At 64.5% G+C, this 13,470-nt stretch carries 12 protein-coding genes, 1 tRNA gene and 1 pseudogene; 4 read left to right on the forward strand and 10 right to left on the reverse strand.

All coding sequences use genetic code 11. From position 1 onward, the window contains the following. Positions 1 to 52: 52 nt before the first annotated feature. Complete coding sequence (locus tag SE91_RS13105; protein WP_156489595.1) at positions 53 to 418, reverse strand: hypothetical protein; 366 nt, start codon at positions 416 to 418, stop codon at positions 53 to 55. A 174-nt stretch (positions 419 to 592) separates the two neighbouring features. Between SE91_RS13105 and SE91_RS13110 the strand changes: the two are divergent. Next, positions 593 to 1,215 (forward strand): annotated as a pseudogene (locus SE91_RS13110) (methyltransferase domain-containing protein). 24 nt (positions 1,216 to 1,239) lie between these two features. Here SE91_RS13110 and SE91_RS13115 read toward each other — a convergent pair. The 5 genes from SE91_RS13115 to SE91_RS13135 all read right to left on the reverse strand — a co-directional run bounded on the left by SE91_RS13115 (position 1,240) and on the right by SE91_RS13135 (position 7,110). Beyond that, complete coding sequence (locus SE91_RS13115; RefSeq protein ID WP_061847873.1) at positions 1,240 to 4,431, reverse strand: efflux RND transporter permease subunit; 3,192 nt, start codon at positions 4,429 to 4,431, stop codon at positions 1,240 to 1,242. Further along, on the reverse strand, positions 4,428 to 5,870 hold the full coding sequence (locus SE91_RS13120) for an efflux RND transporter periplasmic adaptor subunit (RefSeq protein ID WP_061847874.1): 1,443 nt from the start codon (positions 5,868 to 5,870) through the stop codon (positions 4,428 to 4,430). Before SE91_RS13120 ends, SE91_RS13115 begins: the two co-directional genes overlap by 4 nt. After that, a complete protein-coding gene (locus SE91_RS13125) occupies positions 5,867 to 6,265 on the reverse strand; it encodes a FixH family protein (protein ID WP_061847875.1) in 399 nt (132 codons plus the stop codon). The genes SE91_RS13120 and SE91_RS13125 overlap by 4 nt, the downstream gene beginning before the upstream one ends. 131 nt (positions 6,266 to 6,396) lie before the next feature. Further along, positions 6,397 to 6,738, reverse strand: a complete 342-nt coding sequence (locus SE91_RS13130) for a hypothetical protein (protein WP_245318446.1) — start codon at positions 6,736 to 6,738, stop codon at positions 6,397 to 6,399. Between the two features lie 162 nt (positions 6,739 to 6,900). Beyond that, positions 6,901 to 7,110: a hypothetical protein gene (locus SE91_RS13135; protein ID WP_008547828.1), complete on the reverse strand. Its 210-nt coding sequence runs from the start codon at positions 7,108 to 7,110 to the stop codon at positions 6,901 to 6,903. Between the two features lie 355 nt (positions 7,111 to 7,465). Here SE91_RS13135 and SE91_RS13140 point away from each other — a divergent pair, with 355 nt between their 5' ends. Then, complete coding sequence (locus SE91_RS13140; RefSeq protein ID WP_060736216.1) at positions 7,466 to 8,356, forward strand: hypothetical protein; 891 nt, start codon at positions 7,466 to 7,468, stop codon at positions 8,354 to 8,356. A 58-nt stretch (positions 8,357 to 8,414) separates the two neighbouring features. Here SE91_RS13140 and pepT read toward each other — a convergent pair whose 3' ends face one another. The 4 genes from pepT to SE91_RS13160 all read right to left on the reverse strand — a co-directional run bounded on the left by pepT (position 8,415) and on the right by SE91_RS13160 (position 10,739). Beyond that, positions 8,415 to 9,665 carry a peptidase T gene (gene pepT / locus SE91_RS13145; protein ID WP_061847877.1) on the reverse strand — a complete coding sequence of 417 codons (1,251 nt, stop codon included), beginning with the start codon at positions 9,663 to 9,665 and terminating at the stop codon, positions 8,415 to 8,417. Between the two features lie 104 nt (positions 9,666 to 9,769). Continuing rightward, on the reverse strand, positions 9,770 to 10,099 hold the full coding sequence (locus tag SE91_RS13150; RefSeq protein ID WP_061847878.1) for an HU family DNA-binding protein: 330 nt from the start codon (positions 10,097 to 10,099) through the stop codon (positions 9,770 to 9,772). Positions 10,100 to 10,298: 199 nt separating this feature from the next. Continuing rightward, positions 10,299 to 10,375: transfer RNA gene (locus tag SE91_RS13155), tRNA-Asp, on the reverse strand. A gap of 160 nt (positions 10,376 to 10,535) precedes the next feature. Further along, positions 10,536 to 10,739: a hypothetical protein gene (locus SE91_RS13160; RefSeq protein WP_008547811.1), complete on the reverse strand. Its 204-nt coding sequence runs from the start codon at positions 10,737 to 10,739 to the stop codon at positions 10,536 to 10,538. 306 nt (positions 10,740 to 11,045) lie between these two features. Between SE91_RS13160 and SE91_RS13165 the strand changes: the two genes are divergently transcribed. Next, the gene (locus SE91_RS13165) at positions 11,046 to 13,304 is read left to right on the forward strand and encodes a TonB-dependent siderophore receptor (RefSeq protein WP_061847879.1); all 2,259 of its coding nucleotides are present in this window, start codon (positions 11,046 to 11,048) and stop codon (positions 13,302 to 13,304) included. Positions 13,305 to 13,326: 22 nt separating this feature from the next. Next, on the forward strand, positions 13,327 to 13,470 hold a 144-nt coding region (locus SE91_RS36230), incomplete at its 3' end, for a PepSY domain-containing protein (RefSeq protein ID WP_197489461.1).

A 13,470-nucleotide genomic window follows, 5' to 3' on the forward strand; every position in this document is an offset into this window, starting at 1 on the left:
ACCAACCTGTGAAGGACGAACCTAATGGGCGCGAGGCGCCCGACCAATCCGTTCAGGCAATATGTTTGGGGGGCGGGGAGTCGGTATCGGGGATGATTCCGGCGAGCCGGGGTGCAGGCTGGGGGCGCGATGCCGACACAAGGAACATCGATGCGGCCGCAGGCGCGGACTGAGCCACCGCGACCGAGAAGCAGCCGTGGCAGTGATGGCCGGCGAGCGCTGCGTTGTCGCCATGGCCTGCGGCGCCGTCGTCGAGAATCGAAGCGATCTCCGAGCCGCCGGCGGGGCTGGTCACGTCGAGGTCGCACAGCCCGTGAGCCGTACCCGCGAACAGATAGGTCACCGCAACAAGCACCGCCAGCAGTCCGCGCCAATTGCGCAGGCGGCGAAACAGGACGGGCTGGCGGGGCAGGAACACGAATTCGCTCTCGGTGTCGGTCAGGCTGGCCTAGCACGGCGATGGGAACAGTGTCGACCCGCAACAATGTTACGTGTGGGGAACTTGATGTCGCGGGCGGGGACGGCAATTGTAACTTGTGCAGCTTGCAATGGTCGGAGCTGACAAACTGCGCCGAGATGACGGAAGGGCGTCATGACGAGTTCAAGCCGGGCGGCCCATTGGCAGGCCGTTTACGAGAGCAAGAGCGAACGCGAGGTGAGCTGGTTTCAGGAGAACCCGTCGCCCTCGCTCGAGCTGATCGCGCTGACCGGCGCGGCGCCGACCTCTTCGATCGTCGATATCGGCGGCGGGGCGTCCCGGCTGGTCGATGCGCTCCTGTCCAAGGGATATACGGACCTGACCGTGCTGGATTTATCCGATGCGGCGCTCGCGGCATCGCGGGCGCGGCTCGGTGCCGCCAGCGACGGGGTGGCGTGGATCGCGGCCGACGTGATGGCTTGGCAGCCAACGCGGACATACGCCTCTGGCACGACCGCGCGGCATTTCATTTCCTCAACGCGCCGGAAGAACAAGCCGCCTACGTGGCCGTTGTCAGACGGGCCGTGAAGATCGGCGGTCACGTCATCATCGGAACATTTGCCGTCGATGGTCCGGAGAAGTGCAGCGGCCTACCGGTGACGCGCCACAGCGCCGACAGCATCGCAGCGCTGCTCGGCCCTGGCTTCACGTTGATCGATCATCGCCGGCATGGGCATGTGACGCCGTGGCAATCGGTGCAGAACTTTCAGTTCAGCAGCTTCGTCAGGTCGTCATAACCTCCCACGATCGTGCGATTGCGCTCATTGGACGGGCTCCAGCGCACCGTGGCGCTGCACAGGGCTTTCGACGTGGAGCGGTGGCCCGGCGTTCGTGCCGGGTGATGACGGCAGCCCAATCCCTTTTACGATCCCGAAGATCGCGGGGATCACGATCAGCGTCAGCAGGGTCGAGGAGATCATGCCGCCGATCATGGGCACCGCGATGCGCTGCATGATTTCCGAGCCCGCGCCGCTGCTCCACATGATCGGCAACAGGCCGGCCATGATCGCGACCACCGTCATCATCTTCGGGCGGACGCGCTCGACGGCACCCTCCATGATGGCGGCGTAGAGATCGTCGCGTGTCATCGGGCGGCCTGCGCGCGCGCAGCGCGCCTGGGTCTCGGCGAGCGCGTGGTTGAGATAGATCAGCATCACGACACCGGTCTCGGCTGCCACGCCCGCCAGCGCGATGAAGCCGACGGCGACCGCGACCGACAGGTTGAACCCGAGCCACCACATCAGCCAGAGGCCGCCGACGAGGGCGAATGGCAGCGAAAGCATGACGATCAGCGTCTCGGTGACCGAGCGGAAGTTGAGATAGAGCAGCAGGAAGATGATCAGCAGCGTCACCGGCACCACGATCTTGAGCCGCGCGGTGGCACGCTCGAGATACTCGTATTGACCGCTCCAGATTAGATAATAGCCGGGCGGGAACTGGATGCTGGCCTGCACCGCGCGTTGCGCCTCGATAACGTAGCCGCCGAGATCGCGGTCGCGGATGTCGACATAAATGTACGTGGCGAGCTGGCCGTTCTCGGTCCGGATCGATGTCGGCCCGCGCGCCGGCGTCACGGTTGCGACCTCGCCGAGGGGAACAGCGCCGCCTGCCGGCATCGGCACCAGGATGTCGCTGCTGATCGCCGTCGGATTGTCGCGCAGGTCGCGCGGATAGCGCATATTGACCGTGAAGCGCTGGCGTCCTTCCACCGTCGTGGTCACGGTCTGGCCACCGAGCGCGGTCGCGATCGTGTCCTGCACGTCCTGGACCATGATGCCGTACCGCGACAGCGCCTCGCGGTTCGGCGTGATCTCGAGATAGTAGCCGCCGAGGCCACGCTCGGCATAGGCGGAGGACGTGCCGGGAACTGCTTTGAGCACCTGCTCGACCTGCTTTGCCAGCTTGTCGATGCCGGTAAGATCGGTACCGATCACCTTGACGCCGACAGGAGTCCGGATGCCCGTCGAGAGCATGTCGATGCGCGCCTTGATCGGCATGGTCCAGGCGTTGGAGACGCCGGGGAACTGCAGCGCCTTGTCCATCTCCGCGATGAGGCTGTCGACGGTCACGCCCGGGCGCCACTCTGCCTTCGGCTTGAGATTGACGATGGTCTCGAACATCTCCGACGGCGCCGGGTCGGTCGCGGTCGCCGCACGGCCGGCCTTGCCATAGACCGAGGCGACCTCGGGGAAGGAGCGGATGATGCGGCCCTGCGTCTGCATCAGCTCGGCGGCCTTGGTCACGGAGATGCCCGGCAGCGTCGTCGGCATGTAGAGCAGGGTGCCCTCGTCGAGGTCAGGCATGAACTCGGTGCCGAGCCGCCCGGCCGGCCAGATCGACGCGGCGAGCACGCCGAGCGCGAGCAGGATCACCACGATCTTGGCACGCAACACGCCTGAGATCACGGGGCGATAGATCCAGATCAGGAAGCGGTTGATCGGATTTTTGTGCTCGGGGATGATCCTGCCGCGCACGAAGATCACCATCAGGGCCGGCACCAGGGTCACCGACAGCAAGGCAGCTGCCGCCATCGCAAAAGTCTTGGTGAAGGCGAGCGGGCTGAACAGCCGGCCTTCCTGCGATTCCAGCGTGAAGATCGGCATGAACGAGACGGTGATGATCAGCAGGCTGAAGAACAGGGCGGGGCCGACTTCGCTAGCGGCTTCGATAAGGATCGCGAGCCGCGAACGGCCGGGCTCGGCGCGTTCGAGGTGCTTGTGGGCGTTCTCGATCATGACGATCGCAGCGTCGATCATGGCGCCGATCGCGATCGCGATGCCGCCGAGGCTCATGATGTTGGAGCCGATCCCGAGCAGCTTCATGGCGCCGAAGGCCATCAGCACGCCGACGGGAAGCATCAGAATCGCAACCAGCGCGCTGCGGACATGCAGCAGGAACACGATGCAGACCAGGGCGACGACGATGCTCTCCTCGATCAGCGTATGCCTCAGCGTGGCGATCGCGGCATAGATCAGGTTCGAGCGGTCGTACACCGGAACGATCTCGACCGATTTTGGCAGGCTGGTCGCGATCTCGCTGAACCGCTTCTTGACGTTCTCGATCACGTCGAGCGCGTTCATGCCGAAACGCTGGAGCACGATGCCGCTCGCGACCTCGCCCTCGCCATTGAGCTCGGCGATGCCGCGTCGCTCGTCCGGGCCGAGCTCGACGCGGGCGACGTCACGCAGCTTCACGGGCGTGCCGTTGTCGGTCTTCAGCACGATGTTGCCGAGATCGTCGACGTTTCTCAGGTAACCCCTGCCGCGGATGACATATTCGAATTCGGACAGTTCGACGGTGCGGCCGCCGACATCGGCATTGCTGGCCCGGATCGCCTCGCGCATCTTCTGCATGGTGATGCCGAGATCGCGCATGCGCTGCGGATCGAGGATCACGTTGTACTGTTTGACGAAGCCGCCAACGCTTGCGATCTCCGCGACGCCTTCCGCCTTGGCCAGCGCGAATTTCAGGTTCCAGTCCTGGATGGTCCGGGTCTCCGCGAGGTTCAGCTCCTTCGACATCACGGCGTACTGGTAGACCCAGCCCACGCCGGTGGCGTCCGGGCCGATCGTCGGCGTCACGCCGGCCGGCAGCCTCGATGCCGCGCCGTTGAGGAATTCGAGCACGCGCGAACGCGCCCAGTAGATGTCGGTGCCGTCCTCGAAGATGACGTAGACGAAGGAGACGCCGAAGAAGGAGAAGCCGCGCACCACCTTCGACTTCGGCACCGTCAGCATGGCGGTCGTCAGTGGATAGGTGATCTGGTCCTCGATCACCTGCGGCGCCTGTCCCTGGTATTCGGTGTAGACGATGACCTGGGTGTCGGAGAGATCGGGAATGGCGTCCAGCGGCAGATGCAGGAGGGCGTAGAGGCCCGCGGCGGCGGCAAAGCCGGTGCCGAACAGCACCAGCAGCAAATTGCGTGCCGACCATGCGATGACGCGCGCGATCATGGCTTGGCTCCCATTGCCTTGCCGCCGTCCTGCATCGTGCCGGGTTCGGCGAAACCCTTCAGCGCAGCTTTCAGATTGCTCTCGGCGTCGATCAGGAAGTTGGCGGAGGTCACGACGGAATCGCCCTCGGCAAGGCCGTCGCGGATCTCGACATAGCCGTCGCCGCGCCGCCCGGGCTTGACCTCGCGCGGCTCGAAACGGCCCTGGCCTTTGTCGACCAGCACGGCCTGCCGGCTGCCGGTGTCGAGCAGCGCGCTCTCGGCGACGCTGAGCACCGGCACCGCCGTGCCCGTGTCGATCTCGACATCGACATACATGTCGGGAAGCAATGCGAGGTCGGCATTCGCCAGCTCAATTCGCACCCGCGCCGTGCGTGTCTCCTTGTTCAGCTGCGGATAGATCACTCCGATCAGGCCCGTGAACTCCCGGCCGGGATAGCTGCGGGCTCGCAATCTCACCGACTGGCCGACGGCGATGTTGCCGAGGTCGCGCTCAGCCACGTCCACCGTCGCCCAGACATGCGAGATGTCTGCGATGCGGAACAGCACGTCGCCGGGCTGGGCGCGCATGCCCTCGACCGCGTTGCGCTGGAGCACGATGCCGTCGCGCGGTGACGACCACGGGATGGTGATCGGCACCGAACGGTTCTTTTCCATCTCCGTGATGACCGGTTCGGGAACGTCGAGATTGACGAGGCGCTGCCGGGAGCCGCGGCCATAGGGCTCGATGCCGGCCGTCGTCTTCGAGGTGATCGTCGCGAGATATTCGGCCGCCGCGGACGAGACCGCCGCGCTGTAGATCTCCATCAGCGGCTGGCCCTTGGCGACGCGGCTGCCGGTGGTGACGTCGGCGACTTTCTGCACGAAGCTCTCGGCGCGCATCGCGACCACCGATATGCGACGTTCATCGAGCTGGATCGTGCCGGGTGCGCGCACCAGCGTTCTGATCCGGCGCAGCTCGGCCGGCTCGGATTTGACGCCGCTGCGCTGGATCTTGCCGGGCGAGAGCTTGATCGAACCGTCGTCGGCGTCCTCGTCGTCGTAGACGGGAATGTAATCCATTCCCATCTGGTCCTTCTTCGGCACCGGCGAGGTGTCCGGCAGGCCCATCGGGTTGCGGTAGAACTTGATCCTGCGATCGCTCTTCGCCTCGGCCGTCATGGTCTCGGGCGCGTCGTCGGGGTCGTCGAAGCTGATGTCCTCGCTCGCCCGCACCGGGCGATAGTCGCGGCCGTCGGCGGTCTTCCTGGGCGTGAGCGAGTAGAACGGCTTGCCGTCCGGATCCTTGAAATAGATCGGTGCGCCCGCGTCCGCAGCGTGCGCGGCAGAGGTCAGCAAGCCCGGATCTGGCTGAGGCTGCATGGCGCGGCTTGTAACCAGGGCGACACCTGCCACCGCGAAGATCGCGGCGGCAGTGCCGATGATGATGAGGCGGGTCATTTCTCGGCCGTGACGACGAGCTTGTTTTCGACCGTGCCGGTTTCACCCTGCACCTTGGCGCCAAGCGAGAGCTGCCAGCGCCCAGCCATGCTGAAATTGGCCTTGAAGCGGTAGGTCCCGGGTTCGGTGCCCGGCATGGCCGTCACCTTGGTGGCCATCTCCTGCATGCCGTCGGGGGCCATGTCGAGCCTGATCGCGAAGATCACGGCGTCGGGTATCGCCTTGCCGCTGCTCTTGTCGACCAGCCGCACGGTCACGGTGCGATCGGCGCCGGTCTTGACCGTCGGCTGGGCCAGCTGGAATTCGTAGTTCTTGATGTCGGCATGGGCAGCACCGGTGAGCGCAGCGCCGATCAGCGCGGCCAGGGCGACGCGCGCGAGCTTGATGGTCGTCATGATCTATAGTTCCTCGATGGGTCTGATGGAGCCGGCGGAGCTGCCCGCCGCAAGCGGGATGCAACTCAGCGGCAGGCAATGGCGCGTACGCCGCTATCGGCGTGCACGGTCATTCGGCGCGTCAGCGCCGATCAGGCCCGGGTTCGAGGAGGATGGTCGGGAGGCTTGGCCGCGAGGCCGTCGCGCAGGCGGTCATCGGTCGGCGCAAGCGCGCGCGTCTGCGGCTGCCGCTCGATCGTCGAGCTAGCTGCGGACGGAGCGGAGAACGACAGGCTCAGCATGCATAGCGCGACGAACGGGCAGGTGTCGCAGGATTTGCTCTTGGTCTCGTCCGGGCAACAGGGCATGTCGTCCGATATGGCCTGGCCATCGTCGTACATCGCGGGCATGCTGCTTCCGGCGCCCGGTACTGCCATAGCCGATGCCGGCGTCGCCAGCGGTGCGAGCACAAGCCCGACCGCAACGAGCAGCATCACCAAAGCCTTGGCGAACCGAGTCCGGAGCATACGCCATTGTCGCATGGTGCGGCGGAACCTGCAAATCGCAGCACATCACGACTTGGCCATTGGTTTGCTCGTCGTGTCCTGAACGGCGCCCAGGCCACTCGGCATTAACCTACGCCGAGGAGCGCTCCGTTACCGCAACGCCTGCCGTTCGGTTGCCGGCCGGGCGAGCGTGCCAGTGTCTTCGGGCTCGATCGTGACGACGGCACGATAGCTCGCTTCCATTGCGCGCTCGAGCCATTTAATGGCTTCGTCGATCCACTCGTCGTGGTGTTCGGGATCGGCGAGGGCCTTTTCCCGGAATGCATCTGCCTGATGCAGGCAGGCTGTTCTGCGATCCACGTGGCGCTCCCGATCCGGAAGGTTCCGCCCCGGTTGCATCTTTGATGATCTCGCCCGCGGCGTCCTTAACATAGGACAAGCAGGAGCCGCGCAAACGAAAGGGCCCCAGCCGGGAACTGACCGGCTGAGGCCCTTTGTGCTCACAATCTTCATCCTTGGGACTTGAGCAGACAATGCGCATCCCGCCGGTTCGTTCCCGGAGATATGTCCAATTTGGAACGTTCCTCATACCTCGCGATTAGCGAGCTGAAGAACTGAGGAGGACGGACAATGGACGGACTGATTTATTTGATCGGCTTGATCGTCGTCATCATGGCGATCCTGTCGTTCTTCGGCCTGCGTTGAGAGAGCGGCGATGACGGTCGAAACGTTGATGCGGGAAGAAATCATGGAGGGCGGCCTTGAGGGCGAAGCCCCTCGCAGCATCCAGTGGAGTTCGGTGTTTGCAGGCGCGCTTGCGGCGAGCGCCATGTCGTTCATCCTGATCGGCTTTGGCGTCGCGGTCGGCCTGGGTGTCAGTTCGGCCTCGCCGACCTGGCGCGATGCATCGGCCGCGCTGGCGCTGCTCTCCGGGCTCTATCTGATCATCCAGGCGATCATCAGTTTCGGCTTCGGGGGCTACGTCGCGGGCCGGACAACCCGGCCGGCACCGGCGCTTGCAACGATCGAGGACGATGGCGAGCGGCGCGACGGGCTGCATGGCCTGATCGCCTGGGCGCTGGCCGTGCTCGCCGGCGCAGCGCTGCTGGCGCTGCTTGGAGCTGCTGCGCTCGATCGCTCACCGATGCGCAGCTCGGCGAGCAATACGTCCGCGGCCGAGCCGCTCTTGAGCTATGAGCTCGACAAGCTGTTCCGCGCACCGCGCCGCGCGCCGAACACTGATCTCAGGGAAGCCCGCGCCGAAGCGGGGCGTATCCTGATGACGTCATCCAGCCACAGCGGCGTTGCCGCCGATGACCGGACCTACCTCGTGCAGCAGGTCGCCGCGGTCACGGGCTTGGCGGCCCCCGACGCTGAAAAGCGCGTCGATGCGCTGATCGCGGACGCGAAGACGGCCATCAACCGCGCGCGGCGTAACTCGATCATCGTGGCCTTCTCGGTCGCAGCCGCGACCCTGATCGGCGCCGCGGTGGCCTGGGCCACCGCCGTCGCCGGCGGACGCCACCGCGATGGCGAGCCGTTGCCGAACTGGATGGCGAGCTCGAACCGCTTCCATCGCAATCCGCGCGCGATGCCGGTGCCGTAGCCTTTCAAGCGATCGGCCGGGCGGGTAAGCCCGGCCAAGTTAGATCTGCGGGCGCGCTTTACGCCTTCTCTTCCCAGATCATGGCGAGGTGCACGATCGTCTGCACCGCCTTTTCCATGTCCTGCCGGCTGACCCATTCGAGCCGGGAATGAAACGCGTGCTCGCCGGCGAAGATGTTGGGGCAGGGCAGGCCCATGAAGGACAGGCGCGAGCCGTCGGTGCCGCCGCGGATCGCGGTGCGCATCGGGCGCAGGCCGGCGCGGCGGATAGCCTCGATGGCATATTCGAGGACATGCGGGTGACGGTCGATCACCTGCTTCATGTTGCGATACTGCTCGCGCACCTCGAATGTGTAGGTCGAGCGCGGATAGTCCTTCATCACGTCCTTGACGATGCTCTCGAGCAGGACCTCTTTCTCCTTCAAGCCTTCCTCGGTGAAGTCGCGCACGATGAAGGAGAGCGTCGCCTGCTCCAGCGCGCCCTCGATGCTGACAGGATGCAGAAAACCCTGCTTGCCCGAAGTCGTCTCCGGCGAGCAGCCTTCCTTCGGCAGGCGCTCGACGATGGCGGCGGCGATCTTGATCGCGTGCTCCATCTTGCCCTTGGCGTAGCCCGGATGGGCGCTGACGCCGTTGATGGTGATGGTGGCTCCGTCGGCCGAGAAGGTCTCGTCCTCGACGCAGCCCGCGCTTTCGCCGTCCATGGTGTAGCCGAAGTCGGCGCCCAGCTTGCTCAGGTCGACATTGTCGACGCCGCGGCCGATCTCCTCGTCCGGGGTGAACAGGATCTTGATGGTGCCGTGCTTCACATCGGGATTGTTGATGAAGAAATGCGCGGCATCCATGATCTCGGCGACGCCGGCCTTGTTGTCGGCGCCCAGCAGCGTGGTGCCGTCGGTGGTGATGATGTCGTTGCCGATCTGGTTCTTCAGCGCAGGGTGCTCATTGAAGCGGATCACCTGGCTGGTGTCGCCGGGCAGGGTGATATCGCCGCCGCGATAGTTCTTCAGTAGCTGCGGCTTGACGTCCTTGCCGGTGACGTCGGGCGAGGTGTCCATATGCGAGCAGAAGCAGATCACCGGCACCTTCTTGTCGGTGTTGGCCGGGATCGTGCCATAGACATAGCCGTAATCGTCGAGATGGGCGTCCGCAACGCCCATGGCCTTCAGCTCGGCGGCGAGCACGCGGCCGAGATCCTTCTGTTTCTCGGTGGACGGCGAGCGAGGGGATTCCGGATCGGACTGGGTGTCGATGGTGACGTAGCGCAGAAAGCGCTCGGTCACGGTGTGCGAGAAGGTGAGGGAGGACATTTCTGGTCAAACCGCCGGGTCTTTGGGGAAGCAGGCGGTATATCAGAAAAGCGGGCCGTGATGCGGCCGCAACGGGGCGGTTCAGGCTTAACGAAACGTGAGTTCTAGATCGCTTCCTTCAATTCCTTGACCGGGCGGAACGCGACCTTCTTGCTGGCCTTGATGTGGATGGCCTCGCCGGTGGAGGGATTGCGGCCGGTCCGGGCGGCGCGCTTGCGGACCTGGAGGATGCCGAGCCCGACGATGCGGACGCGGTCGCCCTTCTTGAGGTGCTTGGTGATCAGCTCGACCATGTCGGTCAGGACGGCCTCGGCGCGCTTCTTCGACAGGTCCTGGCTCTCCGCGATGTCGGCGGCAAGGTGCTTGAGCGTGATGGTGGCGGCCGCGGCTGCCTTTTTCGCCGAATCCTTCTTAGCCAAATCCTTCTTAGCCATCTCTGGCCTCCTCGATTCCAATGACAGGGAAGCCCGGAAAGGCCGAAAACGCGTGGGGATCCCTCAAAGTCCTGGAAGGCGTAGACGATTCGGGCGCGGGCTGACTATGCCGCGAGTTCCCGCCGGACGCCGGCAGTCCATCGCCTGGATGCGACAAGCGTCGGGAAGTTCGGCTAAGGGTATGAAGGGATTGCCAAAATGGCGCGAGAGACGGGGCTCGAACCCGCGACCTCCGGCGTGACAGGCCGGCGCTCTAACCAACTGAGCTACTCCCGCGTGGTTCGCTGAACGCGCGCGGAACGAGGGGGGACTTAAAGGTGGGGCTGGGTGAAGTCAAGGACGTTGCGCTTTGACGCCGCATCTCGGCTAAGCATTGCTCTGGAAAACGAAAAAGGCCGCCCGGGGGCGGCCTCTGGTCAGCCCTGGAAAGGGCATGTCAGCGGATCTGGGACGTGCCCGCGCTCGTCACCGCCACCGGCTTGCCGGCCTTGATGACCTGGGTGGACTGGGCGGTCTGGCTGTAATCGGCGTTGGTCCGGGCCGCGATCCCGAAGCCGGCCACGGCAATACCGGCAATCAGCGCCACCACCACGATCTTCAGGTGGGTCGCACGATCAGCAGAGTGAATTGAGTGGTTCATCGGAGCCTCCCGACGGGCTTTGCCGTCGTCTATGGGCTCTTCTTCTAGGGACTCTCTGTTTCCGGATGGTTTCGCGGGTTCCGCAAAATGGTTTCATCTCCCCACTTGGCGGGTTTCGTGCGCGGAGGAGGCGAGGCCGGTCACGGCAAAACTTGGAGTATTTCTAAGACCGGTTCTAAGAAGCTTTCAATTAGGGAATTCGCGCGCCCTCACATAAGCGTCATCGGAAGCGCATGCCGCCGTGGGACCGAAGGCATGACGCATCAAAACATGCAGCTTTGGGGTGGTGCGTTGAACAGTCTTGGAATGCTGCGGTCGGCCGTATTGGCGACCGCGTCCGCTTGGGTATTGATGCCGCAGGCGTCGCTCGCACAATCATCGCCGCAGAGTGGCGCGCAGAACATTCCGTCGGTGACGGTCACGGCGCCGGAAGCGCGCCGCCGCGCCGCCGCGACCCCTCAGCGCCGTGCGCCGCGGTCATCGTCGGTGCAGACTGCCAACAGGAACAGGCCGCAGCCGCAGCGCGAGGTGGGCTTCGTGGAGACGCCGCTCGGTCCGGTGAACGGCTACGTCGCCGGCCGCAGCTCGTCCGGCACCAAGACCAACACGCCGATCATGCAGACGCCGCAGTCGGTCTCGGTAATCGGCGCCGAGCAGATTCGCGACCAGAAGGCGAACAAGCTCGACGAGGTCCTGCGCTACACCGCCGGTGTGCGGGCCGGAACGTTCGGCACGGACACCCGCAACGATTGGTGGCTGATCCGCGGCTTCAAGTCCGAAGACATCGGGCTGTTCCTCGACGGCATGCAGCTGTTCTACACGTCCTATGCGAGCTGGAAGCTGCAGACGCCCAATATGGAGCGCGTCGAGGTGCTGCGCGGTCCATCGGCGGTGCTGTATGGGGGATCGAGCCCGAGCGGCATCGTCAACGTCATCAGCAAGATGCCGCCGGCCGAGCCGATCCGTTACATCGAGACCGGCGTCAATAATTTCGGCAACGCGTATGTCAGCTTCGACATGGGCGGACCGGTCACGGTCGCGCCCGAAAACGGCAAGCTGTTCTACCGCGTGGTCGGCCAGGTTCAGAACGGCGGCACGCAGGTCAACTTCACGCCCGACAACAACTACTTCATCGCGCCGTCATTCACCTGGCAGCCCGACGCCGACACGAGCTTCACGGTGCTGGCCTCGGCCTCGAAGCAGGACACCCGGGGCATCAACTTCCTGCCTTACCAGGGCACTGTGACCAACGCGCCGTTCGGCAAGATCCCGACCAGCTTCTTCGTCGGCGATCCCGCGGTCGACAAGTTCACCCGCGAGCAGGAGATGCTCGGCTATCAGTTTTCACGCAATCTCACCGACGATCTGACGTTCCGCCAGAACGCCCGCTTCGCGCATGTCGACATCAGCTATCGCGGCTATGTCGGCAACGGCTGGGACAACATCAATACCGCCACGATGGCCCGCTACAATTGGTATGCGAAGAACACCGCAAACCAGGCCAATCTCGACAACCAGCTCGAGTATCGCTTCAATACCGGTCCGGTCAGGCACACGATGCTGTTCGGGGTCGATCTGAGGGGTTACCAGATCGACGACTATCAGGCCTTCAATTTCGGCACGGTTCCGTCGATCAACGTCTTCAATCCCGCTTACGGCATCAACATTCCGCTTGCGGGGGCGCCGTTCCGCAACTTCCTGATCACGCAGAAGCAGGCCGGCACCTACCTCCAGGATCAGATGAAGCTCGGCAACTTCACGCTGGTGCTGAGCGGCCGCAATGACTGGGTCGAGACGACGCAGGAAGCGCGCGACACCGGCGCGTTGGTCGGCAGCCGCGACGACAGCAGGTTCAGCGGCCGCGCCGGGCTGATTTACAATTTCGACAACGGCATCGCGCCCTACGTCTCCTATTCGACGAGCTACAATCCGATCATCGGTCTCAACGCCCAGAACCAGCTGTTCCTGCCGGAAACCGGCAAGCAGGCCGAAATCGGCGTGAAGGTCGCGCCAAGAGGTTTCGACGGTTATTTCACGGTCGCGGCGTTCGATCTGGTCCGTCAGAACGTTCCGACGACGGTGCCGGGCAGCACGCCGCTCCTGCAGAACCAGACCGGCGAGGTGACCTCGCGCGGCATCGAGCTCGAAGCCGTGGCGAATGCCACGAAGGAGCTGAAGTTCATCGGTGCCTTCACGGCCTACCATCTCTTCACCAGTAAGGATCTCGATCCGACGTTGGTCGGCAAGACACCGACCAACACGCCGGAGCTCCTGGTCTCGGGCTGGGCCGACTACACCTTCAGGGACGGACCGCTTGAAGGCTTCGGTTTCGGCGGCGGCGTGCGCTACGTCGGCTCGTCCTGGGCCGATGCTGCCAACACCCTCGAGGTTCCAGCAGTGGTGCTCGGCGATCTCGCGGTCCACTACGAGTGGCAGAATTGGCGCACGGCGCTCAACGTCATCAACGTGACCGACAAGATGTATGTCGCGAGCTGCGCGTCGGCCTCATCCTGCTTCTACGGCGACCGCCGGCGCGTGACCGCCAGCGTCTCCTACAAATGGTGAGCGCAGGCGAGGGCAGGCGGTCGTGAAGGCGCGCACGGTCAGGCTCTGGTCCGTGGTCCACACCTGGACCAGCCAGGTCTCGACCGTGTTCCTGTTGCTGCTCTGCCTGACCGGCCTGCCGCTGGTGTTCCATCACGAGATCGATGAGCTCCTGGGCTACGCCCCC

It is taken from the genome of Bradyrhizobium sp. DOA1 (assembly GCF_001593325.1).
Classification (GTDB): Bacteria; Pseudomonadota; Alphaproteobacteria; order Rhizobiales; family Xanthobacteraceae; genus Bradyrhizobium.

Bases quoted from the DNA above. Each gene is read 5' to 3' on its own strand.
- SE91_RS13115 (WP_061847873.1), bottom strand. From the start codon at position 4,431: ATGATCGCGCGCGTCATCGCATGGTCGGCACGCAATTTGCTGCTGGTG.
- SE91_RS13120 (WP_061847874.1), bottom strand. From the start codon at position 5,870: ATGACCCGCCTCATCATCATCGGCACTGCCGCCGCGATCTTCGCGGTG.
- SE91_RS13125 (WP_061847875.1), bottom strand. From the start codon at position 6,265: ATGACGACCATCAAGCTCGCGCGCGTCGCCCTGGCCGCGCTGATCGGC.
- SE91_RS13130 (WP_245318446.1), bottom strand. From the start codon at position 6,738: ATGCTGCTCGTTGCGGTCGGGCTTGTGCTCGCACCGCTGGCGACGCCG.
- SE91_RS13140 (WP_060736216.1), top strand. From the start codon at position 7,466: ATGACGGTCGAAACGTTGATGCGGGAAGAAATCATGGAGGGCGGCCTT.
- pepT (WP_061847877.1), bottom strand. From the start codon at position 9,665: ATGTCCTCCCTCACCTTCTCGCACACCGTGACCGAGCGCTTTCTGCGC.
- SE91_RS13150 (WP_061847878.1), bottom strand. From the start codon at position 10,099: ATGGCTAAGAAGGATTTGGCTAAGAAGGATTCGGCGAAAAAGGCAGCC.
- SE91_RS13160 (WP_008547811.1), bottom strand. From the start codon at position 10,739: ATGAACCACTCAATTCACTCTGCTGATCGTGCGACCCACCTGAAGATC.
- SE91_RS13165 (WP_061847879.1), top strand. From the start codon at position 11,046: ATGCTGCGGTCGGCCGTATTGGCGACCGCGTCCGCTTGGGTATTGATG.